Annotated in this window: 20 protein-coding genes and 3 pseudogenes; 14 read left to right on the top strand and 9 right to left on the bottom strand. The window is 66.8% G+C overall.

Going from position 1 to position 25528, the window contains the following annotated elements:
* Positions 1-24 precede the first annotated feature (24 nt).
* From ABZV44_RS37230 to ABZV44_RS37220, 3 genes and pseudogenes are all read left to right on the top strand, one after another.
* A complete protein-coding gene (locus ABZV44_RS37230) occupies positions 25-474 on the top strand; it encodes a MarR family transcriptional regulator (protein WP_354847265.1) in 450 nt (149 codons plus the stop codon).
* Positions 475-759: 285 nt separating this feature from the next.
* Entirely contained in the window at positions 760-960 is a 201-nt protein-coding gene (locus tag ABZV44_RS37225; RefSeq protein ID WP_354847262.1) for a hypothetical protein, read from the top strand.
* Positions 961-1035: 75 nt separating this feature from the next.
* Positions 1036-1140, top strand: a pseudogene (locus ABZV44_RS37220) (class I SAM-dependent methyltransferase); the annotation flags it as partial.
* Positions 1141-1553: 413 nt separating this feature from the next.
* On the opposite strand, the gene ABZV44_RS37215 reads toward ABZV44_RS37220, so the two are convergent.
* Complete coding sequence (locus ABZV44_RS37215) at positions 1554-1913, bottom strand: STAS domain-containing protein (RefSeq protein ID WP_354847259.1); 360 nt, start codon at positions 1911-1913, stop codon at positions 1554-1556.
* A gap of 999 nt (positions 1914-2912) precedes the next feature.
* On the opposite strand from ABZV44_RS37215, the gene ABZV44_RS37210 reads away from it, so the two are divergent.
* Complete coding sequence (locus ABZV44_RS37210) at positions 2913-3137, top strand: EF-hand domain-containing protein (protein ID WP_354847257.1); 225 nt, start codon at positions 2913-2915, stop codon at positions 3135-3137.
* A gap of 902 nt (positions 3138-4039) precedes the next feature.
* Entirely contained in the window at positions 4040-8305 is a 4266-nt protein-coding gene (locus tag ABZV44_RS37205; protein WP_354847254.1) for a cation-translocating P-type ATPase, read from the top strand.
* Positions 8306-8493: 188 nt separating this feature from the next.
* On the opposite strand, the gene ABZV44_RS37200 is transcribed toward ABZV44_RS37205, so the two are convergent.
* A complete protein-coding gene (locus tag ABZV44_RS37200) occupies positions 8494-9297 on the bottom strand; it encodes a hypothetical protein (RefSeq protein ID WP_354847251.1) in 804 nt (267 codons plus the stop codon).
* Positions 9298-9833: 536 nt separating this feature from the next.
* On the opposite strand from ABZV44_RS37200, the gene ABZV44_RS37195 reads away from it, so the two are divergent.
* Together ABZV44_RS37195 and ABZV44_RS37190 are read left to right on the top strand one after the other, a co-directional pair.
* The gene (locus tag ABZV44_RS37195) at positions 9834-10346 is read left to right on the top strand and encodes a hypothetical protein (RefSeq protein ID WP_354847248.1); all 513 of its coding nucleotides are present in this window, start codon (positions 9834-9836) and stop codon (positions 10344-10346) included.
* A gap of 47 nt (positions 10347-10393) precedes the next feature.
* Positions 10394-10876: a hypothetical protein gene (locus ABZV44_RS37190; RefSeq protein ID WP_354847245.1), complete on the top strand. Its 483-nt coding sequence runs from the start codon at positions 10394-10396 to the stop codon at positions 10874-10876.
* Between the two features lie 106 nt (positions 10877-10982).
* Here ABZV44_RS37190 and ABZV44_RS37185 read toward each other — a convergent pair whose 3' ends face one another.
* A complete protein-coding gene (locus tag ABZV44_RS37185) occupies positions 10983-11438 on the bottom strand; it encodes a hypothetical protein (protein WP_354847243.1) in 456 nt (151 codons plus the stop codon).
* Positions 11439-11758: 320 nt separating this feature from the next.
* A complete protein-coding gene (locus tag ABZV44_RS37180; protein WP_354847240.1) occupies positions 11759-12142 on the bottom strand; it encodes a hypothetical protein in 384 nt (127 codons plus the stop codon).
* 274 nt (positions 12143-12416) lie between these two features.
* Between ABZV44_RS37180 and ABZV44_RS37175 the strand changes: the two genes are divergently transcribed.
* Both ABZV44_RS37175 and ABZV44_RS37170 read left to right on the top strand, forming a co-directional pair.
* Positions 12417-12878, top strand: coding sequence for an SRPBCC family protein (locus ABZV44_RS37175; protein WP_354847237.1), 462 nt, complete (start codon positions 12417-12419; stop codon positions 12876-12878).
* A gap of 63 nt (positions 12879-12941) precedes the next feature.
* Positions 12942-13526, top strand: a pseudogene (locus tag ABZV44_RS37170) (SDR family oxidoreductase); the annotation flags it as partial.
* Between the two features lie 109 nt (positions 13527-13635).
* On the opposite strand, the gene ABZV44_RS37165 reads toward ABZV44_RS37170, so the two are convergent.
* Entirely contained in the window at positions 13636-13806 is a 171-nt protein-coding gene (locus ABZV44_RS37165) for a hypothetical protein (protein WP_354847234.1), read from the bottom strand.
* 846 nt (positions 13807-14652) lie between these two features.
* Positions 14653-14952 carry a hypothetical protein gene (locus ABZV44_RS37160; protein WP_354847231.1) on the bottom strand — a complete coding sequence of 100 codons (300 nt, stop codon included), beginning with the start codon at positions 14950-14952 and terminating at the stop codon, positions 14653-14655.
* A gap of 103 nt (positions 14953-15055) precedes the next feature.
* On the opposite strand from ABZV44_RS37160, the gene ABZV44_RS37155 reads away from it, so the two are divergent.
* The gene (locus ABZV44_RS37155; RefSeq protein WP_354847229.1) at positions 15056-15355 is read left to right on the top strand and encodes a hypothetical protein; all 300 of its coding nucleotides are present in this window, start codon (positions 15056-15058) and stop codon (positions 15353-15355) included.
* 446 nt (positions 15356-15801) lie between these two features.
* Here the strand turns inward: ABZV44_RS37155 and ABZV44_RS37150 are convergent, their stop codons facing one another.
* Positions 15802-16281, bottom strand: a complete 480-nt coding sequence (locus tag ABZV44_RS37150; protein ID WP_354847227.1) for a CinA family protein — start codon at positions 16279-16281, stop codon at positions 15802-15804.
* Positions 16282-16733: 452 nt separating this feature from the next.
* Positions 16734-16994 (bottom strand): hypothetical protein, encoded by a 261-nt coding sequence (locus ABZV44_RS37145; RefSeq protein ID WP_354847224.1) that lies wholly within the window; start codon positions 16992-16994, stop codon positions 16734-16736.
* A gap of 418 nt (positions 16995-17412) precedes the next feature.
* Here ABZV44_RS37145 and ABZV44_RS37140 point away from each other — a divergent pair, with 418 nt between their 5' ends.
* The 3 genes and pseudogenes from ABZV44_RS37140 to ABZV44_RS37130 all read left to right on the top strand — a co-directional run bounded on the left by ABZV44_RS37140 (position 17413) and on the right by ABZV44_RS37130 (position 19568).
* Positions 17413-18615 carry an alcohol dehydrogenase catalytic domain-containing protein gene (locus ABZV44_RS37140; protein ID WP_354847221.1) on the top strand — a complete coding sequence of 401 codons (1203 nt, stop codon included), beginning with the start codon at positions 17413-17415 and terminating at the stop codon, positions 18613-18615.
* Positions 18616-18649: 34 nt separating this feature from the next.
* Positions 18650-18931, top strand: a pseudogene (locus tag ABZV44_RS37135) (nitrate reductase); the annotation flags it as partial.
* A 382-nt stretch (positions 18932-19313) separates the two neighbouring features.
* Positions 19314-19568 carry a hypothetical protein gene (locus tag ABZV44_RS37130; protein ID WP_354847219.1) on the top strand — a complete coding sequence of 85 codons (255 nt, stop codon included), beginning with the start codon at positions 19314-19316 and terminating at the stop codon, positions 19566-19568.
* 205 nt (positions 19569-19773) lie between these two features.
* Here ABZV44_RS37130 and car read toward each other — a convergent pair whose 3' ends face one another.
* A complete protein-coding gene (gene car, locus ABZV44_RS37125) occupies positions 19774-23286 on the bottom strand; it encodes a carboxylic acid reductase (RefSeq protein WP_354847217.1) in 3513 nt (1170 codons plus the stop codon).
* A 1130-nt stretch (positions 23287-24416) separates the two neighbouring features.
* Here car and ABZV44_RS37120 point away from each other — a divergent pair.
* Positions 24417-25301: a class I SAM-dependent methyltransferase gene (locus tag ABZV44_RS37120; RefSeq protein WP_354847215.1), complete on the top strand. Its 885-nt coding sequence runs from the start codon at positions 24417-24419 to the stop codon at positions 25299-25301.
* The last annotated feature ends 227 nt before the right edge of the window (positions 25302-25528 follow it).

Genomic DNA, 25528 nt, shown 5'->3' with positions numbered 1-25528 from the left:
ATCACGTCATGATAATATCGTCTTATGACACAAGAGTCCATGTCGTCTCCGGAACACCTCACCGACCAGGACTACTCGAGGTTGCTGGCGTTCCGCGCCGGACTGCGCCGGTTCCTGCGCTGGAGTGAGCAGCGGGCAGCCGATGCCGGACTCACCGCCGCACAGCACCAACTGCTGCTGGCGATCCGGGGTCATGGCGACCCGGCCGGGCCCAGCATCGGAGAAATCGCGGAATATCTGAGTGCGCGTCACCACAGCGTGGTGCAACTGACCGATCGCGCCGAGCAACTCGGCCTCGTCGCCCGCAACCGGGCAGAAGGCAAGGACCGCCGCGTCGTGCGCCTGGCACTGACCGAAACGGGCAGCCAAACCCTGGCCCGGCTCACCGCCACCCACCTGGAAGAACTGCAACGACTGGCACCCCTGGTCGACGCACTGGCCGACCCGGCTACCGCAACACCGCAGATAGGGTAGACGATCGGCTCGATCAGACGATGGGTCCAGCACCGCGCGTAGCCATCGCGCGACGTCGCGCATAGACCGACCGCGCGCCCTCGTGGCGCCGTACCCGGATCCGGGGAGGGTCGGCTCGATTATTCGGCTGGCCTGGCGGTCCCTCCACCTCAGCCTGGAAGGCCCTACCGCTTCGTGCTCGGCGGAGCTTGGCTCGTCCCGGGACGCTCGATGCACAGCCCCACTCCCGTGCGATCCTTCTGTGACGCCGGCCTGACTGTTTCCTTGATCGTGCACCGTCAGGTCGTGCCGTCGCTGTGGCCGGACAACTGCCAGCGGCCGGGCCTGAAGTCGGTGAGCGCCGCGACGAACTGCTCGGGCGTCGACGTCATCGGCGGCAACTACAGCGACGCGACCGCCAAGTTCGGCGTGGCCAAGGCGCACATGATGGATGTCGCCGATGTCCTCAGCCAGGGCATCATCACCCAGTTCCCGGACAAATTCTGAAATTCCCCGGTCCGGCGGGCAGCTCTTCGTATCGGCACGAGGCGGAGGGATATGACTCAGTCCTCACCCGATATTGACCTGGTCGTATCAGCGGCATCCCTGCATCACCTCCCGCCCGGCCTCGCGTACCGGGCCATCGCCGAAGTCACCCGTGTCGGGACGAGATTCCTCGTCCTCGACGCGATGACGCCGCCAGCCGTCGAACGGTCACTTCACCGGCCGCATGCTTCCGGTGGCCAACCGCCACTGGGTTGCTGTGGAAGTCAGAAAGGCGAGGCCGAGAAGGTGTTCGGATTCGTCAGATGATCGTTTTCCGTTTTCCGAACGACCGGGGAGCGCGGAAACCCCGCGAATTGATTGTCGGTGGGTGTTGCCCGCCCCCGGCGTGTGCGTCGAGCGCGCAGGTCCGGACAGGGCGGGCGGGCAACACGCTATATCGGGTGTTTTCGGCTTGGGGCCGAATGAACACCGACATCGGTCGGCTACCCGCTGAGGGGCCCGTCAATCGCTGGCTCGCGGCCGGGATGTCCAACCGCGCGGGCGGGCCGTTCGTGCAAGGCCCGGTATATGGTCGAACGGGCGGTGACCGGCGATCATCGTTGTCGGGCATCGGCCGGTTGGCATTCTTCGCGGATACCGAATTCTGTTGCCAGTCCTACTGCTTCGAGTATCCGTGTGACGCAGTAGGAGCCCTGGATGCATATCGCGCAGTGCCGCCGGTCGGCGAAGTCGCGGGCTGCGAGCAGGGCGCAGATGCCGGCCACGCCGAAGAACGTCACCGCCCTCATGTCGACGCGGGTCGATTCGGCGATGTCGACACTGTCGCACAGCGCCTGCTGGAACGTGGGGGCGGTCAGCACGTCGATCTCGCCGCAGACGGTGCAGACGTGGGTGTTGTCGAGAGTGGTCGTGGCCGAGGTGGTCATGAGGACAGGTTCGGTTTGGTGATTCATCACCATCACCTGGTTTCGGGGCGCGCAGGCTAAAAGCCGTTCGCGGTCAGCGCCCTGCACAGCCGCGAGTGACCAGGCTTTTTTATGAACCCGAATCAATAGTACCCCCGCAAGCCACCCGCTACGCCCTTGCGCACGGCAGCCAACCGGACTCACCAATCCTGATCATCGGGTGTAACCAGGCGGAGCATCCGCAGTAGGTAGCGGATGGTGTTGTCGGCGATGGTGTTTCACACTGAAGGCGAGACCGGCCGCGGCGCACGCGGCCATCGTCCGGGCCCAGGCACGGACGCCCATCCCACAGCGTCCGGGCCGCCCAGCTTCACCCCTCATCGGGGGATCATCGGCCGGCTCGAACCTAGCCTGCCGTTGGCTTTGAACGCCTACTCTGGCGCACGTCGGCCCCTCTGTGGTGGCGCAGACCCCTCGGCATTGCCCTTGGGCGTTCGTGGCATTGCTCGCGCGCGGGTCGACCTCGGCGTACACCGCCGCCGCGAGTTGAGAATCCAGCCCGCCCCGGTGAGACCGGGCGTCGGGCAAGGGATTTCGGAGGTGCGCCATGACAGCAACCCCACGCGAACCACGCGGTGACAGGCTCGTTCGCCGGCCAGGAAAGCGGCATACGACCGCACCCACCATCACCAGCGGTTCCGATGACGATGTGCCGGTGGTGCGCTGGCCGGAGCCGAGTCGGCTCGAATCGTGGTGGCACGCCGTCATGCACCCTGCCGCCGAGCCACCCACACCTACATGAGCAGGACTCGGTACGACGAACTTCGCGATCCACGCATTCTCGGTGGCCGCCGCCTACGCCGGCAAGGAAGTGCCAGAACCGTTGTGCCACAACGGTGTCGCCGCATGGTGCCGTCGAGCCCAGCGGTTCTGTTCGTTTCGATTCCCAGCCAATCTGGGCGTCCCAGCAAATTATTTGCGTACGCTTATGCGCTGGATCGATGACGAACGAAGGCGTCGCTGAACCAACCGGCAGAGGAGACGGGGATGGACCAGCAGCAGATCATCGCCACCCGGCGGGAGTTCCACGAGATCGATACGGACCACAACGGTTTCATCACCTTCGATGAAGCCATCCAGTGGGGTATGGCCCAGGACCAGGAAGTGCGGGAGGTCATCGAGCGCCAAATTCAGCAAGACCGGGTCTGGGCGGATGGGCAGGTCTCCTTCGAGGAATTCCTGCGCTACAAGAAGCTGACCGGCTACTCATAGCCCGCGTGCGAAACGGCGGTAGCTGCCATGACGGTCCGATTGCTGCTCAGGCCGGGTGGATCAGAAATGTCTGCGGGCCGATACACCAGCCGCCGAGCACGATGCACGTGCGCGCGGGACTGGGCGGCCATCGGCAAACCACTGCTCAGAGACGAAGCCGTCGCCACGGCCGCCGGTCTGTGCCGGGGCGGAATCGCGATGTCCAGCTGGCACGGCATGCCCCGCCCCGAGTGGCCGACCAGCGTCCGTCACCCAGCCTGCGCTGCGACTGGCAGGTGCTCCGCTGAACATCGGACATCCCTGGGCGTTTGAGTTCCTCAGCTGATGCGGCGGTGGATTTTGCAGGTGGCGTCTCGGGACAAGACCCGACACCGCGCGACCCGGCGCAGGTCGGCGTCCAACCGGCCCGCGGTGAATCGATCCGGATCCAGTTTCGTCGTGGAGATGGCGGGTACGCCTCGGCTGTGAGGTGACTGGTTCATGAGCGAGGAAAGGCAACCGTCCTCTTCGGCGACGTTGGGGCAAGCATCGAAAAAGCCGTGGCAGAGAAGACCACGGTGGAGGGCGGAGACCAAACCCGTCAACCTGGCGACGGACCTCCGCACGGTCGGCCTCGACCACAATCGGCTAGCGGCTCGGCGAGGTGAGCGATGGTCCCAGGTCTGCTGACCAGGCTGCCCGAGATGGGGTTCGACCTCGCGCTGGCGGCGCCGGCCGGAGTGTTTCGCCGGGTTCTTCCGACAGCTGGTGCCCCGATCCGGGTGGCCGCTAATGCGGTGAATGTTGGTGTGCGCACGGCTGTGCGTGCAGAGGCGGCGGTCTCCGCGACCGCTGTACGTGTCGGCCGGGTCGGTGTGAATGCGGCGACGCCGAGTCGGGGGTACTGGCGGGCCGGATCGCGGGTGCAGCTGCCGTTGCGGCCCGCCGCGGGGGCCACGGTGCGGAGCATGGAGACGGCGGCCAGACGGGTGGCGACCGCCCTGGCCAAACGTCCGGACGTCCTCGCCGCGTACTGGGATGGCGGGCTGGCCCGGCTGGTCGTGCAGATGACGCAGGACGCGGTCACCGAGCAGGTGGTGGATCGCGCGACCGAGCTGGCGGCCGGGCAGAAGCTGGAACGTCCGGACGAGGATGTTCTCGAAGCCGTCCACCCCGGTCACACCGGAGGCGTCCGCTCCGGGACGCTCGCCTTGGCCTGCGACGCCGTGGGTGTCACCGCGGCGCTGGCCGCCCGGACGGTGCGGCTGCGGAGTGCGCCGCCTCTGATCACAGCCGGGGTGACGCTATTGCGCGAGGATCCGCGCATACGGAGGATGCTGCGGCGCCGGCTGGGACGGTCGGCGACCGATCTGCTGTTGGCCGCGGCCAATGCCGCAGTGCAAGCCATAGGGCAGTCGCCCACCGCTCTGGCACTCGATGCCGCGCTGCGGGCGAGCCAGTTGGCCGAGGCCGTCGCCAGGGCGGCGGCCTTCGACGCTGCGCACGACACGCTCTGCGCGCCGGAGCGATTGAGCCTTGCCGACCAGCAGGCTGCCCGCCCGGCGCTGCGTCGGTATCCGGGCGAATGGTTCCGGGAGCAGGCGGTCACCGGAACCGCATCCGGCGCGGCCGCAGCATTGCTGGTCACCCGAGATGTGCAGGAGGCGGCGGAGGCGCTGCTGGCCGGGAACCCGAAGGCTGCCCGTTACGGCCCGGCGGTCTTCGCCGCCACCGTGTACACCGAGCTGGCCCGGGAAGGCGTCCTGGTGCGCAATCTCGACCGGCTGAGACAACTGGAGCTGGTCGACACCGTGGTGCTGCACCCGGAGGCTCTGCGAAGCACCCGGCGGACGGTGCTCGATGTGAACACGAACGTTCCCGACTGGGAACACGACACGTTGTGGCAGGCCGCGACGGCGGCGTTGCAGGCGGGTGGGGAACTCGACTTGCGGCCGGTACCCGACCAGGGCCGGTTCGCCGAGACCGGTTTGATGATTGCGTCCGATCGCGGCAGAGACATCGGCTCCGTCCTCGTCGGCTGGGAGATCGACCCGCTGGCCGAGGCCGCGCTGGACGCGGCCCGCCGGGCCGGGCTGTACGTCGTGGTTCAGGACGACGGCACGCTCGGTGACTTCGGTGCGCTGGCCGACGAACTCGTGGGCGCCGGACGGCCGTTGGCCGACGTGGTGCGGGAGCTGCAGGGCAGTGGACGGGTCGTTCTGACGGTCGCTCACGTTCCCGCCGGCGAGACCGGGACGCAGCGGCAACTGGGTCCGGAGGGCGCCGATGTGCTGGCAGGCCTGATGCGCAGTGACATCGCCGTCTCGCTCACCGACGAGCGCAGCGCGGTGGTGTGGGGTGCGGACGTGCTGTTGCTGCACGGCCTCACCGGGGCGTGGCGGATTCTGGCGGCGATCCCCGCCGCGCGCAGAGTCGCGAACCACGCCAGGATCTTCGCCGAGGCGGGCGCGGCGCTCGCCGGGCTCATGGTGGTGACCCGGGGAGCCCGTTCCAAACGCCTCACCTTCCCGCTCGGTGTTCGGCTCTCTCCGGTGAATGCGGCGGCCGCCGCCGCTCTCGTCTCGGGCTGGCGCGCCGCGGTCCAGGTCAGTACCGACCGCGCACCACATCCGCCGCCGCGGATCCCGTGGCACTCTCTGCAGCCCCAGGAGGCGCTGGCACGGTTGCGAGTCGTGCGTGCCACTGAGCCTGCCGCGCTGGTTGAGGCACGCAATTTCGTCCGCCGGGTCGCGCGCCTGCCCGTGTTCACCCCGGCGCGCCTGACCATCGGCCTGATCAGCGCGATCCGCTCTGAACTGCACGATCCGCTCACGCCGTTGCTCCTGGTCGGCGCGACTGCCTCGGCACTGTTGGGGTCCACCGTGGACGCGCTGATGGTGCTCGGCGCTTTGGGGGTAACCGCCCTGATCGGCGGGGTGCAGCGGTTCCGGGCCGAGCGGGCGCTGTCCGGGCTGAAGCGGGAGCAGCGTCGGAAGGCCCGCAGAGTGGCTGACTTCGGCCAGGGCGAAACCCGCACGATCGAAGCGGAAAAGCTGACCCCCGGTGAGGTGATCGAGCTCTACACCGGCGACGTGGTACCGGCCGATGCCCGACTGCTGGCGGCCGACGATCTGGAGGTCGACGAGTCCTCGCTGACCGGGGAGTCGCTGCCGACCCCCAAGCAGGTGGACGCCACACCCCAGGTACCGGTAGCCGACCGCCACTGCATGACGTACCAGGGCACCACGGTGGTCGCCGGCCACGGCCGCGCCGTCGTGGTGGGAATCGGCGATCAGACCGAGACCGGCCGGGCCGAGCATCTGGCTTCCCGCACCCCGCCGGCACCCGGCGTGCAGGCCCGCCTGCACAAGCTGACCAGCGCCGTACTTCCGTTCACCCTGCTCGGCGGTGCAGCCGTGACCGGCTTGTCGCTGCTGCGCGGTCGGCCGATTCGCGAAGCCGTCCGGGGCGGGCTGGCAGTCGCGGTGGCTGCCGTCCCGGAGGGCCTGCCGCTGGTCGCGACCGTCGCGCAACTGGCCGCGGCCCGACGCCTCAGCCGTATCGGCATCCTGGTCCGCACCCCGCGCGCGCTGGAGGCGCTCGGCCGGATGGACACCATCTGTTTCGACAAGACCGGCACGCTCACCGAGAACCGCCTGCACGTGGTACGCCTGGCCACCCCGGACGGGATCGAGCACCCAGCCGACTCCACCGACGCGGCCATGCTGCTCCACGCCGCCGCGCTGTCCTGCCGCACCCCCGACCACGAGGCGGGCATCCACGCCCACGCCACCGACGAGGCGATCCTCGCTGCGACCCCGCCCGGATCACCTTGGACGCCCGTGGAGGTCCAGCCCTTCGAAGCCAGCCGCGGATACGCCGCCGCCGTCGCGGTCGATGTGACGGGCGCCCGGATGCTGCTGGCGAAAGGCGCGCCGGAAGTCATCCTGCCCGCCTGTGAAGACACTGCCGACGACACGAAAGCGCAGTCCCTGGCCAGCAGCGGCCTGCGAGTGCTGGCCGTGGCCGGCCGACGGCTGGCGCGCGGCAACGAGGCCGCCGATGTGCTCGCACAACCACTGGCCGACCTGGACCTGCTGGGCTTCCTCGCCCTGGCCGACACCCCGCGCCGCAGCTCCGCACCGCTGGTGACCGATCTGCGCCAGGCAGGCATCCGGCCCGTCATGCTGACCGGCGACCATCCGCAGACCGCCCGCGCGGTCGCGGTCCAGCTCGGCTGGCCAGACGATGTCACGGTGGTCACCGGCGACGAGCTGGCTGCCCAGGACCGGACCGGCCGGGCGCGACTGCTGCGAAACAGCGACGTGGTGGCCCGCGTCGCACCCGAGCAGAAGCTCCACGTGATCGAGGGACTCCGGGAAGCCGGGCGCGTGGTGGCCATGGTCGGCGACGGCGCCAACGACGCCGCCGCCATCCGCACCGCCGACATCGGTATCGGCGTCGCCGTCCACGGCTCTGCGGCGGCGCGGAACGCGGCCGACCTGGTGATCACCAGCGATGAGCTGACCGTGCTGGTCGATGCCGTCGCCGAAGGGCGGGCGCTGTGGCGCAGCGTCGCGGACGCGATCAGTGTGCTGATCGGCGGCAATGCCGGCGAGATCGGCTTCTCCGTGCTCGGCACACTGCTCTCCGGCGCGTCGCCGCTGTCCACCCGCCAGATTCTGCTGGTCAACCTGCTGACCGACATGTTCCCGGCGATGGCGCTCTCGGTCACCCCGAGAGATGAGACAGACCAGGACGAAGTCACCGTCGACAGCGGCCGCGTCGGCATCGCGGAACTCGGCGACCCCTTGACCCGTCAGATCCGCCGCCGCGGGATCACCACGACGCTCGCCGCCACGACGGCCTGGCTGATCGGCACCCTCACCCCGGGCTCTGCGCGTCGAACCAGCACGATGGCACTGTGCGGGGTCGTCGGTGCTCAGCTCATCCAGACCGCGACCGGACGACGACGCAGTCCGCTCGTCCTGATCACGGTCATCGGCTCGGCCACTGTTTTGGCCGCCCTGATCGAGACACCGCTGGTCAGCCAGTTCTTCGGCTGCACGCCGCTCGGCCCGCTCGCCTGGGCCGGGGTCACCGCCGCAATGGGCATCGCCACACTCGGACCGCGCCTGAACCCGATGTTGGAACAGCTGGCACGATCACTCACTCCGCAACAGAGCTGACCTATCGACACCAAGACAACGACCCGCCAGGAGTTCGATGCGCCACACGGATTTCCTGGATCAGGCGTGATCAGGGTTCGGTAGCAGCGGCCCGGAAGCAATGAATCTAGGTTTGACCAGCAGCGATAGTGCAATCCGCTCCGAGTTCGGTTATTACCCGTCTGTCGTTGGTGAGACGAGGGCAGTGTTCATGCAGGCCGCACACCGGTCGTCGTCGCTGCCGCAGCCGGCCGCTGGTTGCGGTTGGGCGATCTGGGCCAGGACACCTTCGATGTGGCACGGCGCGCAGTGGAGGTAGGTGGCGGCGACGGGATGCTGTCCGGGTCGAGTAGTTCCGATTCCTGGTGGCTGCTGGCGTGATCGTCGCTGTGGCCGGTGGCAGCGCTGTGGCTGTGCGCGATCTCTGCCGTCCGGTCCACACGCTCTCCGGCGTGGGCATGGCCGATCGGGAGGAACGGCAGCGGGGTCGGGTCTGCGGGCCGATGGGATTCGATGACACCGAGATAGCGGGTCAGATCGGCCAGGCTGGTGAGCTGGGGGTGCCCATGCCGGGTGCCGACGAGCAGGATTTCGACCTGGCAGTTGGAGACGGCGTCGCTCGGATGGAAGCGGTCCAAGACGACCACGATCGTGGTGGCGGGTTCCAACCCTCGGCTCAGGTTGGCGAGGCCGACTTCGGAGGGTGGGTAGCCGAAGGTGAGTTGGTGCGGGCCGGAGTGTTCCCGGATGAAGCTCCAGCCGCGAGCGCGCAGCAGAATGTCCAATCCCGCGAACGTCCGCATGTCGGCTTCGGGCACCGGATGGCCGTATTCGGTGCCCAGGGCCTGCGTGACGCTGGCTGGTGGGTAGGGGCGGTGCCAGATCTCGGCTTGCAGTGCCGTGGCGAACTCGGTTTGCGCTCCCGGCGTGGTCGGTCGGGCATCTTGCGTGGATCGCCGGACACGCCAGCGTGTCGCCTTCTTGCCTGCCTTCTTCCCTTTCCCCATGGACATGGCTGTCCATGCTCGCAGTCCGAACACACGAGCCGTGGGCTGACACGCCCAGCGGATTTGGTGAAGCTTGGTGACCGGGTGTATCGCACGTGCCACGCCTGCGACCGCCCGGCCCGGTAGGTCCGGTCAGAACTCCTACCTCATGCCGAGCGACCGAGTCCGGCGTGCGGCAGGCGAAGCACGAGGACGTGAGACACCGCAGACCCCTGACCGTCGTTGCGCTCGGCTCACCTCCGATATAGCGGGGGTTGATGCTCGGCGGCCAGCGCGCTCACGACGTCCGCGCCCAGGTGCGTGGTCCTGGGTCTGTCCGGTCGGAACATGAGCGCGGCGAGCGCCTTCCTTGATCGGCACGCCCTCGGCCCGATGCAACCGACGGTTCTCGACATAGCAATCACTCCGTAAAAGTCAACCCACTACGACGTTTCATCGGCAACACATGGGCAAAAGCCATAGGGCAGATTCCGGCAAATGTGAAGGGGTTGGGCACGATGTCACTAGGGACCCTTCTCGCGATCGTCGTCCCCCTGGTCGTGGTGGCGATCCTGATCGCGGCAGCAGCTTTGCTTCTCGTCCGCCGTCATCACCTTCGAGAACGCTTCGGCCCGGAGTACGAACGGACCGTCGAGGGCGCCGACAGCCGATTGGCCGGCGAGCGCGAGCTCAGGACCCGCGAGAAACGCCATGACTCGCTGGATATCCGGCCGCTGCAGAGCAGCGTCCGTGATCGGTACAGCCGGGACTGGACGAACGTGCAAGGGGAATTCGTGGACCGGCCGGAGGATGCCGTGCATGACGCGGACCGGCTGGTGACGTCCCTGATGCGCGAATGCGGCTACCCGACCGAGGGCTTCGAGCAACAGCTCGAGGACCTCTCGGTGGAGCACGGCCGCACGCTCGAGCACTACCGGGCCGCCCATGACATCGAGGCGCTCAGTACCCGACACAAGGCGACCACCGAACAGCTGCGGGGTGCCATGGTGCATTACCGAGCTCTGTTCGACGAGCTGCTCTCGGACGGCGGCCAAGCCCGTCACGCCCGGGCTTGAGCGGCCCAGATCCCCGACATGCCAAGGCAATCAGAGACGGAGGAGACATGCAACGCGACCACGTATCGGACTCGACCGAGGACGGTCTGTCCACCGAAGACCTTGCCCAGCCCCGCGGCCGGGCGACAGACGAAGCGTCCGAACCGCAGTCCGAGGCCCCCGCCTTCCCGGGCGAGAGCGCCCCGACGAGTGGCTCCGCTGAACCCGAATCCCAGGCAGCGGAGACAGCCGCGCCGACCGACGCGCCGACCGAGGAGGAAGCTCCGCAGCTCCTCACGACGGAGGACGAGGAAGGCTTCCGCGTGCGGTGGCAGGAGATCCAGAACAAGTTCGTCGACGACCCCCGTGACGCTGTGCACGCGGCCGACACTCTGGTCGCAAACGTCATGCAGACGCTGGCCACGACGTTCGCCGAACACAAACAAGAGCTCGAAGGGCAATGGAATCGCGGTGAGCAGGCGGACACCGAGGATCTGCGTATGGCCCTGCGTCGCTACCGATCGTTCTTCAACCGCCTGCTCACGACCTGACCCTTTCCGCAGTTCAGGCCACCCGGCCGATCTGCGGGGGAACCCCGGCAGGTCGATGCCCGGATATGGCGAGGACCTCGACCGCCGATACCGAGGCCCGGAGCGTCTATCGGAGGCCGTGGACCTCGGGCCAGGCTTGCAGCGGGTCGCGGGAGTACCAGTGCCCGTCCCATTCGCGCCCTGCGTCGCAGGCGGCGTGGAAGTCCTCATCGTCGGGCAGCTCGGGGAAATAGGCACTCAGCACGGGCCTGTCGGTGTGGAAGCGGCGGGCTCGTTCCACGCACCGTGCGGCTTGCTCGGCCTGATGTGCCCGCTTGAGGATCCGCTCCTCATCGCCGTAACCGTCGTCGAGGGGATAGTGCAGCTGAAAGTAGAACCGAGCGATCTCGGGGTTGCGGTCATGGACCCAGTGGATCCACGCCGGGACCGCCGGCGTCGCCAGGGCCCGTTCGGCGAATCCGCTGCACGTGGTCGAACCCTCCGGGTCCCGCCGCGCGGCCTCGCTGACCCGGGTCACCGAAGCACCGTCCATGGCCACTCGCTTACGCCGATTCCATTTCATAGCGAGCGACTCTAAACAGTCATGGCGTGCATGAAGCGCTGCGACACTACCGCGATGCAACCGTGCGAACACAACCGTGCGATCCTCGGCCTGTTCGTTCAGTTCCGAATCAGGAGAAGCGCCAAGGTCATTCGTCGGTATTGCGTGGTTCCGGACCGGTGAAGTCGCGTATTCGGCTGTCTCCGATTGTGGTGTATCGCCCGGGCCTCAGGAGGCCCGGTCGAGGCTGCCTTCCGAGTTCTGTCCTCGGCAGCCATCCACTCGGCGGTGCCCGATGGCGAGATCGGATCAGCCCGAGAGGTGAGCGGCCGCAGCCTGGGTCAGGGCGTGTCCAAGGCGGTTGCGGGGACGCCGTAGGGCAGGAACCGCACGCGACGGCGTTCATCGGTGTTGTCGCGATGCGCACGCAAGGCCTCGAGCTCACTCGGAAAAACCTGCTCGACCCTGGCCTCGCCGGCGTCGTCGATGCTGTAGATGACCCACACTCCGCTGCCGGTCTCGCCGGTGGTCTCGCCCTCCGGCTGCGGTGGCCGCGTCCGCCCCGGCTGACCGAACTGACCGAGCAGCGACGCCAGCGTATTCACACCTGCGCGATCGATGTACTCGCCGGCCTTTCCGAGCAGGTCGCGGAATTCGATCCCCACCTCCCGTAACGCGCGCTCGAATTCTTCTGGATCGATCCCGAAAGGCCTGTCGGCTGCCATCACATTGCTCCTGGATACGAATTCGGCGGTACGTCTTCAGTGTCCTCGCGCACCCCCGGGTTCGCCACGCCTGGCCCGACGCGGCGAACTCGTCTCACGGGATCGGCTGTGCCAGACCGCGTGTCTGCAGGGGAAGGAATGCACCGCGCCACGACCTCCGTCCAACTGGCCGCGCTCGTGGTGACGAGTGAACGGCCCGGTCGGTCGATCCGCCTGTTTTCGTTCGAATGCGCCGGGTAGGCAGAGATTGGAAGCACCCGAGCGAGGAGGTCCCATGAGCACCGTTACCGCATCGGCCGATGTGCACGTACCGCTGCACACCGCCTACAACCAGTGGACACAATTCGAATCGTTTCCCCAGTTCATGGACGGTGTCGAACGCATCGATCAACTCGACGCCACCCACACCCACTGGAAGGTGAAATTCGGCCCGGTGGAACGAGAATTCGACGCGACCATCACCGAACAACACCCCGACGAGCGCATCGCGTGGCACTCCGACAGCGGCCCGTGCCATGCCGGCGTGGTCACCTTCCACCGCATCGACGACCGCACCACCCGCATCATCACCCAGATGGACCTCGACCCTGAAGGATTCATCGAAAACGTCGGCGACAAAACCGGCCTGCTCGACCACCGAGTCAAAGGAGATTTGCGCCGATTCAAGGAATTCATCGAAAACCAGCCGCACGAGACCGGTGCCTGGCGCGGAGACGTCCCCAGACCCGGGAACTGAAACTTCTTACCGATCGGACATTGCTTCGACCCGGCGCGCGCCGGTGATCGCGGTCGTATTTCCCGGCGCGCTGTACTCGTGCCGGGTGACCTGTCCCAGCCCCAGGCCTGCCACACCGTGATCGACAGTGCGGCACGGGAATTCGGACGTATCGACATCCTCGTCAGCAACGCCGCCTTTCAGACGAACCACACCGACTTGGAAGAGATCAGCGACGAGGAGTTCGACTGCACCTTCAAGCTCAACGTCGGCGCCTACTTCACGCTGGTGAAAGCAGCCTTGCCGCACATGAGTGCGGGCGCCTCGGTCATCGGCAGCTCTTCGGTCAACTCCGATATGCCTTCGCCTACGCTTGCCCCGTACGCCGCGACCAAAGCGGCCATCGCCAATCTCTCCGCCAGCCTGGCCCAGCTGCTCGGACCGCGCGGCATCCGCGTCAACAGCGTTGCCCCGGGGCCGATCTGGACGCCACTGATCCCCTCCACCATGCCGCCGGAAAAGGTCGCCGGATTCGGCGATGACACACCGCTGGGACGTGCCGGCCAGCCGGCCGAACTCGCTCCCGCCTACGTCCTGCTGGCCGGCGACGACGGAAGCTACATCTCCGGCGCCCGCTTGGCCGTGACCGGCGGACGGCCCATCCTCTGACGCCGCGAACCTGGGCGCGCATCGAACGCCGCCTTACCCAGATTGTCTGCGCCACAACGTAACCGGGCGGGGATAGGCCGCGAATAGCCCACGTGCGCTCACCTCGTCCTCACCATCGGTACCAGTGTCTGTGGGCTTCGACGTCATCGGCGCTGGGGAAGACGAACCCGAAGATCCAGAGCACCAGGACGGCGACCGCAACCCACCACAAAGCTTTCATCGCGAAACCTGCTGCGAACAGAAGCAATGCGAGCAGGAGCACAAGCAGTGCAATAACCATTCTTTTGCCACCTCCTGCCGACCGCTTACCCGATTACACCCCTCGCTAACAATCGGGCAATCCGTCCGGGAAGCCTGTGGTCTCGAAGGTGTCACGTCTCGAGCGGCGGCCCTGGCAGACGTCGCACTGGATCTGTCCAGGAAGGTTCAGGTGCAGGTCGAGCGAATCGGATCTGGATGGTTGGCGGCACGGCCGCGCTGAGACCAGAGGATGCCTCGACCGCGGTGGGTGTTCCCGAGGCGACCTCCTGCTGGAACCGGGATCCGCGGTCGGTCGCGGCGTCGACCGGCGCGTGAGCAGGCCGGCTCTGTGTCGTGTCGATCTCGGCGTCGAAGATCGCGTGAACACGATGTGTGTTCAGCCTCAGAAGCGTTGGCATGCAAGCCATCGAGGGCATGCGCCCATAGGGCCGGCCATGGTGGGTGGGCGGAGTCGGTAACAAGTTCGCCATTGGTCGGCCACGATCGGGCACCGACCGGTTATGCCAGTGGCCTGTTGGGTGTGTGCTGAGGTGTCGGCGCAGCACGCGACCCGAGTGTCCGAGCCGATACGAGGGTCGCGCCCCACGTGCACTTCCGCGACGCTGGGGCGAGACCCTTGTCCATCTGATCGCGATGGTTGGTTATGGGGATCGAATCCAGGAGGGCTTCGCTCGTGCGTCGGTGGCGGGCGGTTTCTGGCGGCGTTCGCGTGTTGTTGGCGGCGCCGGACGACAACAGCCGCTGGAACAGCGATCGAGCCGGTCGCCCGGTCCATGACGGATGGACGCGCCGCAGCACGCACCGCCGAGAGCGGTGAGCAGGGGCTGGCGACCGGTCTGCGGGCAGAGAGTCGGTGGCGGTCTGGTCAGCCGAGGTCTCCGGCGGCGGCGCGTTCGGCACGGTAGGCCAGCAGGTGGTCGAGGAATGGGTGTGGGTGTTGTCGCCGTAGTGCTGCCAGGGACGGGGTGTCGGTGGTGTGGTCGGGGGTAGCGGGCAGGGCGAGTTCCTCGAACAGGACTTGTTGGAGTTCGCGTTCGGAGTAGAGGTCGACTTCGTGGCCGGCGAGCTGCCAGGCCGCGTGCTGATGACGGGTGCCGGTCTCGTGCTCGGGCGGTATGGGCGGCCAGGTGGAGGCTGACCGTGTCACGCTGTCGGAATCGGTCATGACCGACATCATGGTCGCGCCCGGGCCTGGCTGGGGTCTGGACACGCCGTGCGGGACCGTTTGTGCTGGTGGTCGGATCCTCGACGGGTCTAGCGTTGGCTCGATGGCGAGCAGGGACATCGTGGTGAGGGTGGGCGAGGACGACTGGCTGGCGCTCGACGATGCGGCCGAGTGTGCGGGGATGAGCGTGGAGGCCTATGTCTGCTGGGGAGTGCGGTTGCTGGCGCTGCAGGCACGGCCCGGCGGCGCGAAGCGGGAGGCCGCTGCCGGTGGCCCGAGAACGGGGCGGCGTGCATCCGTGCATCCCGAGGAATCGGAGTCGGCTGTGTGGGCCGAAAGCTTCGCGCAGCGTTTGTCGGGTCGCGCCGACCGGTGTTCCCCGGACACCGAGTTGTGGCTGTAGCGCCACCGTGCCGATGCCGGTGGTGCGTGCTGTGATCAGCTGTGGTGAGGGGCGTGGTGGGTTGCCTGTGCCAGACGCCAGCCCCGGCTTCGGCAATCGGGTGGCAACGGCGGTAGGCGGTGGCCCTCGACATCGGTGCTGAACCGGTGTCCCCGACCGCAGGCGCATTCGTAGATGCCGCTGACCGGGGTCTTCTGACCGGGGTGAAGGAGCTGCGTTTTCTCGTTCATGATCAGGGCATACCCGGGACGTACCGCTTTTACCGACCCTTGCCGCGCAGGGCTTCCCCCTCCGGGTCGAGGTACAGGGTCAACTCGGACCTACCCGCGAGTTCCCCGACAAAATACGCGCCCGCGACAGCTCGAGCGATTCCAGACCCCGCATCCCGCGCCGCATATCTGCCACGTTTGCCCGCCTCGCGCGACGTGTCGGCAAGATCGCACCGTTCAGGATGAGAGGGTGCGCTTTTCCACCGCGTCGAGCAGCATGGCGAGCGCGACCGCGACGGTGGCCTCCAGCACCGCCGTGGGCTCCCCGCCGAATTGCTCATGGCGGGCCCACTGCCCGGTGCCGGTATCGATCGCCAGCCACACCGACCCTGCCGGTTCGCCGTCCTGGGCGCCGGGACCGCCGACACCGGTCACGGCCACAGCGACGTCGGCTCCGAGCAGCGTCCGCACCGCTCCGGCCATCGCACGTGCAGCGGTCTGCGAGACGGCGGGCACCTCGGGAACTCCGAGCAACTGACGTTTGACCTGTGTGCTGTAGGCCACGACCGCGCCGCGCAACCAGCGCGCGGACTCCGGTGCCGCGCCCAACGTCGACGACAACTTGCCGCAGGTCAACGACTCCGCGATCGCCACCGTGCAGTCCGACCGGGCCGCGGCGGCGGATAGGCGTTGCACGAGGACACCGATCTCAGCCATCACCGCACCAGTTCTCTCGTGTGCAAGGCGGCCGGATCAGCGTCTGGCTCACGACGGTGGCCCAAGCCGTCGATACCGCTCACCGGGCCGCCGTGACGCAGCCTCTGACGGGTATGTTTCGGCATCGGCGCACTCCTCGGCGGCGGAATGTAGCTGTGGATCGGCTACCCGTGCAGCGCGTCGCCATAGCGACCGGCTGGGGATCCGCCGTCATAACCGCCGACGGGGCCGGTCGGTCCGACCGCGGCCTCGTGGTTGACGAGCAACCTCGCCCGTCAATGCCCTTCCGGATCAGTTGGTTTGCAGGTTCCCTGCGTTTGGTGCGCCCGCCGTGCGAACCCGTAATCAGCCGCGCCGATGCGAGCGCCACGCCAACGATGCCGAGGCCGAAAACGAATGAGACCCGGCCAGTTCCGCGAATCCACGATGGATGCACCCGGATAGGAGCGCTGTCAATTCCCCTCTTCGGTGCTTGTTCGGCGCCCTTCGTAGGGCGGTACGGCCGGTTCCGCATCTTCTGGAGGAAGGGTCCCGGTCGAGCCGACGTTTTTTTCCGTCGGGTTGTGGTCGCGTGTTGAAGTGACTTCTTCTTCGTCGATCGTGCCGGCCGGGCGATCTGCCGATCCGCCACCCGGCGTATCCGACCCGGTGTCTCGCGAGCCTTTGACTCCGGGTTCCGATTGGGGCTCTTCAGGTGGATGTTCGCTGGACATAGCTGCATCGTCTCCTTCAATGGATTCAATAGGCCGGCAGCAGAACCAGAAACAATATGGCTATCTCCACTACCTGCTGTCTGCCGCTTACCCACATGCATGAATCCCTAACGGGGCTCACGCACAAGACGGCACCCGGGCCGGTATGCCAACGGGCGTATCGGACTCGCTCTCGCTGACCGCGCCATCGAGATGCGACGCCGTTGGCCGAACGCCTCCGACTGCCCGGATCGACGAACACCGGATCGGCGCACATCACCCGACCCGGCGGGGCAGTTCATCGCCTGCGTGCGGTGGATCGGCAGTCGGGTGAATAACCGGATGGACTCCGGGTACGCGAGCCAAGTCAGGCCGGTTGTTTCGGCGCCGGTGTGATCGACGGAGCACGCGATGTGCGGAGCCGGATCGAGGAGGACGGATGAAAGCCGTGACATGGCAGGGATTTCGCAAGGTATCGGTCGAGAACGTGCCCGATCCGCGTATCGAGGAGCCGACCGACGCCGTCATCCGGGTGACGTCGACCGGTATCTGCGGCTCGGATCTGCACCTGTACGAGGTGCTCGGCAGCTACATGAGTGCCGGCGATGTTCTCGGGCACGAATCGATCGGCATCGTGGAAGAGGTCGGCTCGGCGGTCACGAATCTGGCCGCTGGGGATCGGGTGGTGATTCCTTTCCAGATCAGCTGTGGTCACTGCTTCATGTGTGACCAGGGTCTGTCCACACAGTGTGAGACCACGCAGGTTCGTGAATATGGTTGCGGTGCGGCGCTGTTCGGCTATTCGAAGCTCTACGGCCGGGTTCCCGGCGGGCAGGCCGAGTATCTGCGGGTACCGCATGCCGAGTCCACCCACATCACGGTGCCGCCCGACCCCGACGACTCCCGCTATCTGTATCTGTCGGATGTGCTGCCGACGGCGTGGCAGGCGGTGGAATACGCCGCAGTGCCCGACGGCGGCTCCGTCACCGTGCTGGGGCTGGGTCCCATAGGTGACATGGCCTGCCGGATCGCCTCGCACCGGGGGTACCGGGTGATCGGAGTCGACCGTGTGCCCGAGCGATTACGCCGGGTATCGGAGCGCGGCATCGAATGCATCGATCTCTCGACCGCGGATCGATCGGTCGGCGCGATCATCCGTGACCTCACCGACGGCCGCGGCACTGACTCGGTGATCGACGCGGTCGGTATGGAAGCACACGGGTCGCCGCTGACGGCGCTGGCACAACGTTCAGCAGCGTTCCTGCCGGATTCACTGGCGCAGAAGGTGATCGACACCGCCGGCATCGATCGGCTGGCGGCATTGCAGACCGCGATCGATGTGGTCCGGCGAGGCGGGACTATCTCGCTGGCCGGTGTGTACGGCGGCATGGTCGACCCGATTCCGATGCGGATCCTGTTCGACAAGCAGATCCAGTTGCGCATGGGCCAGGCCAATGTCCGACGCTGGGTACCGGACCTGCTGCCGTTGCTCGATGACGACGATCCGCTCGGAGTCGAAAACTTCGCTACGCATCGGCTTCCGCTGAGCGCCGCGGCCGACGCCTACCAGATGTTCCAGCACAAGTCCGATGGCGCGGTGAAGATCGTGCTCGATCCCACTTCGGCGCTGGTGTCACCTTGAACGCCGACGCGAACCCGTGCCCGCCCGGGCCAGGATCGGCACCGACCATCTCGACGGCAACACCAGGCTGTGCGCCGCGCACTGTAGCGGATAGCCCTGAATCAGTCGTTCGGCTGTGACGACCAGCCGGCTCCTATACCGATATCGCCGGCGTCACAGCCCTCGGCGGTCACGATCCCGCCGAAATCCGGAGTGTGCTCTGCTCACGCATGCTCGACCGGCTCGCCGGATCCAATTCTCCGGCGCTGATCTGGGTCGACCGCGCCTGAAACCGGTCGCGCGGGCGGCCACCGTATATCTCGCGCCGCTGGCCGGCCCGGGACTGTACAAACAAAGGGCCTGACTCACTTCCGGCGGTGACGGAGAGCCTCTGACTGCACGATATTGCGGTGGCTGAGAACCATGGAGGCGCGACCCGCTAGATCGCCTCTACCAGGGGATATTTCCGAACTTCGTTGGATTCTCGCCAATTGCTACGGGCACCCCAGATAAAGTCGGCGATCAATTGCTCGGAAGAATCTGCCGGGGTTATCGTTGTGACGATGCCTGAGCTATTCGCCGTGCCGCGGATGTATCGGCCCGTATTTCCACCGCTGATCGATAGCAGTCGACCGAGTAATCTTCCACGCACGTTGCGCGGGGATAGCCATGGGGCGATCGAGTTGAATGGACCACCAGAAGGATCAGCAATGTTCGCAATGACCAGGCAAACGGTGGCTCGGGCCGTCCTCGCCGGTGCGATCGCGGTGGCTCCGGTCACCGCCGTGACCGTGCCGGCCCAGGCCGATGTGGTCACCAACTACACCCCCACCCCTGTCGATCAGCACTGGGACCACGGCTGGGAGAGTAAGCACTTCTTCCCGCCAGGCTGGGGATTCTTCCCTCCGGGCTGGGGAATCCCTCCGGGATGGTTCCACCATCTACTGCCGTTCGAGTTCTTCGATTGGGACTAGATCGGCGGTATCGAAGGCCGCGCGCACTCGCTCGGCCAGCGGATGTATCGCGGTGGGTTCCCGACGATATCGAAACCGAACCGCGGTGTGCGCTTGTGCGCGGCGGGTGGGCCCGCAAGCATGCTGCTGGGCCCACCCGCCGCCGGAAGGGATCGTGAAAATTCGGGGGTTTTGCCGCCCGGGGTTGGCCCCGGACCGATCGAAGTCAGAGGAGCTTCAGCAGGTGCAGGTCGTCGACGTACTTGTGGACAAGCGCGGGGGAAAGGTGGGGGATGTCGGCGTCGGGGCCGAGATCGGCCTGCTGCACGGCGACACGGAAGAGGCCGGCGGGGAGGACGGAGCCTCGGGTGGGTTCGGCGGGAGTGCGGTAGGCGTCCAGCAGCGGGAGGACGGATTGCTGGCGTTGCTGCTGGGGTAGGGCCAGCAGGGCGCTCTCGAAGCGGGACAGCCATTCGCCGTAGTCGTCGAAGCGCTGGACCGGGTGACCCTCGTCGATGAGCCAGTCGACGAACTGGTCCAGGGAGATGCCGTCGTCATAGGGGTTCAGCACATCGAAGCTCTGATAGCCGCTGGTGGCGCGGCCGCCGAGGGTGACGATCGCGTCGGCGGTGAAGTCGGCGGGCAGGCCGTCGTAGTGCGCCCGCTGCCGATGGCCGCCGGAGTCGGTGCGGTAGAACGACTTCGGCGCCATGCCGGTCACCAGGATGCTGAGCAGCAGCCGGGTGAACATGTCGGTCACGTTGAGCTGCCCGGCGTAATAGCTGTGCGCGAGGATCATGTCGGAGCGGAACACCGCCACCGGCAGCCCGAACCGCTCCTGCGCGTCCCGTAGTAACACCTCGCCGGCCCACTTGCTGTTGCCGTAGCCGTTGGCGTAGCTGTTGTCGAGTATCCGTTCCGGGCTCATCTCGCGGATGTCGCCGTCCTCGGTGAACCTCCCGGGCGGCACCTGGCCGGCCACCGCCACCGAGGACAGGTACGTGACCGGCTTGCGCTTGCCGGTCAGGGCCAGCCGGATCACCTCCGCGGTGCCGACGACGTTGGGGCCGAACAGCTGGTCGTAGGGCAGCACGTGGTTCACCAGCGCGGCGGGATGCACGACCATGTCGGCGGTTTCGGCCAGCCGCTGCCAATCCTGTTCCGTCAGACCGAGATTCGGGTAGCCGATGTCGCCGGGTAGCACCTGCAGCCGGCGTTCGGACAGCTCCTGGTAGTGCCGCAACAGTGCCGGATCGCCCGAGTCGAACACCGAGTCCAGCCGCGCGTGCGCCGCGTCCGCGTCCTTGCCGCGGATGATGCAGATCAGGGAGCCGTCGACGGCGTCCAGCCGCTCCAGCCAGCGCAGGCACAGGAACCGGCCCAGGTATCCGTTGGCGCCGGTGAGCAGCACGGTCCGCGGCGTCGTGGCCGCCGCCGGCAGCGCGGGCGCCGCCTCGAGCGTGCCGGCGTCGATGAACTTCTCCAGTGTGAGGTCGGCGGCGCGGATCCGATCGCCGGTGCCGTGCACCGAGACCGCCGTCGCGCGCCGCCCCGCGGTAATCTGCTCCTCCTCGATGTATCCGGCCAGCTGTTGCAGGTCGACCGCGGGACTGACGATCACGCCGACGGGCACCTGTATCCCGAAGATCTCCTGCAGCAGGTTCGACAGCGACAGTGCCGACAGCGAATCGCCGCCGAGATCGCCGAAGTGCGAGTCGGGCCGGATATCGGCGTCGGCGCAGCCGAGTAGCGCGCGCACCGCCCGGTGCACGATCTCCGGCACCGGCCGGTCACCGATCCCGCTTCGCAACGCGGTCAATTCGTCGGTCTGCTGCCGCTCCAGCTCCCGGTAGAGTTCCTCCAGCCGGTCCCCGTAGCGCTGCTTCAGCTTGGGCCGCAACAGTTTTCCGACACCGGACAGTAGCCCTCCGGCGCGGGTGAACGGGTGCGTCTCGATGATGATGTCGCGCGGTATCTCGTAGGAGGCCAGCCCGGCATTCTGCGCGATCTTCTGCAGCGACTGCAGGACGGCGGCCTTCAGATCGTCCGGATGCGCATGCAGTGCCTCGTCGGTGGGCACCACCACCGCGAGCACGTAGGCGCGCTCGCTGGAGCCGTACACGTAGATCTGCCGGACCAGCGCGCTGATCGCGTATACGGCCTCCAGCTGGGACACGGCGACGAATTCGCCCTGCGAGAGCTTCAGCACGTTGTTCCGCCGGTCCACGTACACCAGTTCGTCGGGGCTGATCTCGGCCATGATGTCGCCGGTGCGGTAGAAGCCATCGGCGTCGAACATCTCCGCGCTGAGCTCGGGCCGCTTGTAGTACCCGGGGAACATCGTCATCGTCTTCACCAGCAACTCGCCGCGCGGATGCGGCCGGTCGTCGTGGTGGTAGCCGAGTTCGGGCACTTCAGCGAGCTTGTAGTCCAGCACCTGGGGTCGGCGAATGTGGTTGTCCCGCATGATGATTCCGGCCTCGGTGGAGCCGTACCCGTCGTGCAGCGGCAGTTCGAACACGGACTCGATGAAGGCCCGTGTCTCCGCGGACAGCGGCGCGGTCCCGCAACTCATCGCCAGCACGCGGCCACCGAACTGCCGCTCCCGCAGGTCGATTCGCACCTCACGCTCGGCGGTGGTGCGATCGGCGCCGTCCGCGACGCGCTGTTCCACGTCGCTGACGAATTCCTGGAACACCAGATCGCACACCCGCGGCACGAAGGACACCTCGGTGGGCCGCACCAGCGCGAAATCGTCGAACAGGGTGGACATGTGGCTACCGGCGGTGAAATACGCGGTGCCACCACGCATCAGCGTGCTGACCACCTGCATCCGCCCCGCCAGGTGGCTCTGCGGCATGTAGTTGAGCTCGATCGCGGGCAGCGAAATGCTATCGGTGCCGATGCGGCTACGCCACATCGCGGCCAGCATCTGCTCGGTATACATCGCGCCTTTCGGGGTGCCGGTGCTGCCGGAGGTATAGATGAGCGTGGACAGCGGATTCTCGCCGGCGGCGGGCACGAACAACGGGGCGGGAGACAGGCTGCCGCCTCGGTCGAGCACGGTGTTCAGCTCGGCCACCACGATGGGACTGCCGGCCTGCGCCAGGCGGTGGCGGGCGCCCTCCATGGCGGCACGGTCGCTGTCGTCCTCGGGGTGGTAGTCGAAGACCAGCAGTTGCTGCGGAGCGGCGGTCCCGGCGAGCACCGCGTCCACGGCCCCGTCGAGCATCTCCACGCTGCTGGCGAGCACCCGCGGGGAGGTCTCGGCGAGGATCGCCGCCCACTGCGCGGGCGTCGCGCTCACCTGCAGTGGCACCGAGACCACGCCCTGCCGGGTGCAGGCGAAGTCGACAGTGATGTAGCCGGGGCTGGTGAACCCGAGGATCGCGACGAAGTCACCGGCACGCACCGGATACTGCGGGTCTCGGTGCCATGCGGCGGCCAGCGCGCCCACCCGCGACCACAACTCCCGGTAAGTCATGGTGTCGAAGCGCGGCAACAGCCGACGGACCCGGCGCCCGGCGGCGTCGGTGCCGAGTTCGGTACCGCGCATGCCCAAGGCCGGCCTCTCGGCATACCCGGCCGCGACGGTGTCGACCATCTGGGCCAGTCGCAGGCCGGGCCACCCGGCGGCGGCGATGACCTCCTCCGACGGCATGGCATCGCGCACCTGCTGGTCGGTGAAGACCTGGTCGATGCGGTGCTGCTGTTCGGTTTCCCACGTATGCGTCGCCATGGCCGGTCTCCCTGGGTCGTTCGACGGACTACAACAAGAGAAAACCTCTGGCAAATTCGAAGTCTAGTTCCGTGCCTCCGGCGCACGCCACGATCACGGTGGACTGGGCGAATACGCGGCGACATCGCGGGCTGGTGGTAACCGATGCAATCACGGGTACGTGGCGACGCCGCACTCCGTCGGCATCACCACCCGACACCTGGGCATCGCGAGCATCAAGGCACGGTTCGCCGACGCAATTTGGGGGTCGGTTACGCAAGGCTCCGTGCGTACCCCGGACCGGACGAGCTTCAACGATCTCCCACTGAATCCGCTGCCCGCCAACGTCTTTCGAAATTGCGTTTATCCGCGGGCAGTGACCCTTGGCGGCCAAATCTATAGCGGTACAAGTCTTTTCGATGTCTCTTGACAGCAGTCCGCAGTGTCGAGCAGCGGTATTTTGTTCCAATCTCGAGGGAGAACGTTTGGTTTGCGTGCCCAACGAGCTGTTGTCTCGTTTGGCCGGGTGTCGTCTGTTGTCGTTCGTGTTCGTCATGGACTCCGTGCAGCTGTGCTTCGACTACTCGTACATCTCCGAGGACAGGCCGATCCTCACGTGCGACGTCTTTCCGATGGTCCACACGGAAAATTGCCCAACTTCTGGAGGGCGAGGTCGGTTACGGGGACGCGCTGCGGTCGTTCATTTCCGAGCAAGTTGTCGCGACGGCCGAAGCGTTCGAAGCCGGTCTGCGAGTGGTATTTCCGCGTGGGGCGATGACGCTGCGGCCGACCTACGACGAACTTGCCGGCCCGGAGATCGCCACTCTATCCGGGTTCGTCGACAGAGCCCGGATGTGTTGGCGACCGGGCGAGGATGCCTTCGAGTACTTTCGCTGAAGCACATGGATTGCCCCAACGGGTGAGTTGAGGGCCCGTCCCCTTCGGAATGGCTTTCGGGTTGCGGAAAGCAGCCACAAGGCGATCGGATCGACAGGCAGACAAGACTTTTCGATCGCGCGTGACAGTGATCCGGAGCGAATCGAACATGCGATCCAGGCATTAGAACAGAGCAGCGCCGACCGACGCAACTGCCGCTACTCGGTCGCCCTGGCTGCGCACCAGGACTAAAATTTGGCAGGAGGCGGAGGGATATGACTCAATACCCACCTGATATCGAGATGATCGCCGCGATGCCTCGTGGCGGTCCGGATGCGTCTTGGCTCGACCGGCGACTACAGACCGGAAGGCTCGAGTACCTCGACAGATATGACGTGCCCGAGCAGCGCAAGCGCAGGATCGTTACGTTCCTCGATCGAGTCGGCAACGTGTTCGGCGACCACGATCACAACGCGCAACTGGTCGTCGGACGGCTCGACGGCCTCCGCAATCCGCGGGTGCTCGAATTGGGCGCCGGCCATGGCGAGCTGGCGGCACGAGTGCTCGACCTGCACGACACCGCGACGGTGACAGTGACCGACCTGGACCCGAAATCGGTTGCCGCGATCGAAGCAGGTCCCCTCGGCACCCACCCTCGTGCCACCGCCAGGGTCGCCGACGCGACCGCCATCGACGCACCCGACCGTAGCTACGACCTGGTCGTGTTGGTGGCTTCCCTGCATCACTTCCCGCCGGGCCTCGCGTACCGGGCCATCGCCGAGGCCACCCGTGTCGGGAGGAGATTCCTCGTCCTGGACGTGATGCGGCCGCCGGCGATTACCTTGGCCGTGGTGCCCGTGCTCACCCTCATCCCCGTGATCTTGATCGTGATGGCCTGCTCCTCGCCGTTCGCGGTCGCCCCGGTCCTGCACGACGCGTACATCAGCCTGTTGCGCTCCTACAGCACCTCGGCGTTCATCGCACTCGGCAGCGCGGCCGACCCCGCGATCACTGTCAAGTTCCTGCCGACGACCAAGGGGCAAGCAGCCGTGCTCTACACCAAGCCGTCGAACCCTCACTTCACCGGCCGCATGCTTCCGGTGACCAACCGCCACCGGCTTGCCGTCGGTGATGGCGCAGGTCCACGCCGTGCCAGGTGATCGTGCGGATTCAGGTGCACGATCGGGCTTCGGACAGCGCAACCAGGGGGCGAACCCGCACAACAATGGTTGCGTCGCGTAATTCGCTGGGAACTGCTGCAGCACATACACTTCCGCGTCCCGACAGAACCAGCAGCGGTTGCGCACCTCCGCTGACCGCGCGCTCAGAGAGGGTGACCTCGGCCTGGGAACCCATGACCTTGCGTGTCGCGCCGGCGCACATGGCG

Source organism: Nocardia sp. NPDC004860 (assembly GCF_040609015.1).
In the GTDB taxonomy this organism is placed as follows: domain Bacteria; phylum Actinomycetota; class Actinomycetes; order Mycobacteriales; family Mycobacteriaceae; genus Nocardia.
The sequence above is the reverse complement of the archived record's forward strand: the minus strand, read 5'-3'. Positions and strand labels throughout refer to the sequence as shown.

Bases quoted from the DNA above. Each gene is read 5' to 3' on its own strand.
- ABZV44_RS37150 (WP_354847227.1), bottom strand. From the start codon at position 16,281: ATGGCTGAGATCGGTGTCCTCGTGCAACGCCTATCCGCCGCCGCGGCC.
- ABZV44_RS37160 (WP_354847231.1), bottom strand. From the start codon at position 14,952: ATGACCGATTCCGACAGCGTGACACGGTCAGCCTCCACCTGGCCGCCC.
- ABZV44_RS37130 (WP_354847219.1), top strand. From the start codon at position 19,314: ATGACCAGGCAAACGGTGGCTCGGGCCGTCCTCGCCGGTGCGATCGCG.
- ABZV44_RS37190 (WP_354847245.1), top strand. From the start codon at position 10,394: ATGCAACGCGACCACGTATCGGACTCGACCGAGGACGGTCTGTCCACC.
- ABZV44_RS37210 (WP_354847257.1), top strand. From the start codon at position 2,913: ATGGACCAGCAGCAGATCATCGCCACCCGGCGGGAGTTCCACGAGATC.
- ABZV44_RS37120 (WP_354847215.1), top strand. From the start codon at position 24,417: ATGACTCAATACCCACCTGATATCGAGATGATCGCCGCGATGCCTCGT.
- ABZV44_RS37165 (WP_354847234.1), bottom strand. From the start codon at position 13,806: ATGGTTATTGCACTGCTTGTGCTCCTGCTCGCATTGCTTCTGTTCGCA.
- car (WP_354847217.1), bottom strand. From the start codon at position 23,286: ATGGCGACGCATACGTGGGAAACCGAACAGCAGCACCGCATCGACCAG.
- ABZV44_RS37230 (WP_354847265.1), top strand. From the start codon at position 25: ATGACACAAGAGTCCATGTCGTCTCCGGAACACCTCACCGACCAGGAC.
- ABZV44_RS37175 (WP_354847237.1), top strand. From the start codon at position 12,417: ATGAGCACCGTTACCGCATCGGCCGATGTGCACGTACCGCTGCACACC.
- ABZV44_RS37215 (WP_354847259.1), bottom strand. From the start codon at position 1,913: ATGAATCACCAAACCGAACCTGTCCTCATGACCACCTCGGCCACGACC.
- ABZV44_RS37140 (WP_354847221.1), top strand. From the start codon at position 17,413: ATGAAAGCCGTGACATGGCAGGGATTTCGCAAGGTATCGGTCGAGAAC.
- ABZV44_RS37145 (WP_354847224.1), bottom strand. From the start codon at position 16,994: ATGTCCAGCGAACATCCACCTGAAGAGCCCCAATCGGAACCCGGAGTC.
- ABZV44_RS37200 (WP_354847251.1), bottom strand. From the start codon at position 9,297: ATGTCCATGGGGAAAGGGAAGAAGGCAGGCAAGAAGGCGACACGCTGG.
- ABZV44_RS37155 (WP_354847229.1), top strand. From the start codon at position 15,056: ATGGCGAGCAGGGACATCGTGGTGAGGGTGGGCGAGGACGACTGGCTG.
- ABZV44_RS37185 (WP_354847243.1), bottom strand. From the start codon at position 11,438: ATGAAATGGAATCGGCGTAAGCGAGTGGCCATGGACGGTGCTTCGGTG.
- ABZV44_RS37180 (WP_354847240.1), bottom strand. From the start codon at position 12,142: ATGGCAGCCGACAGGCCTTTCGGGATCGATCCAGAAGAATTCGAGCGC.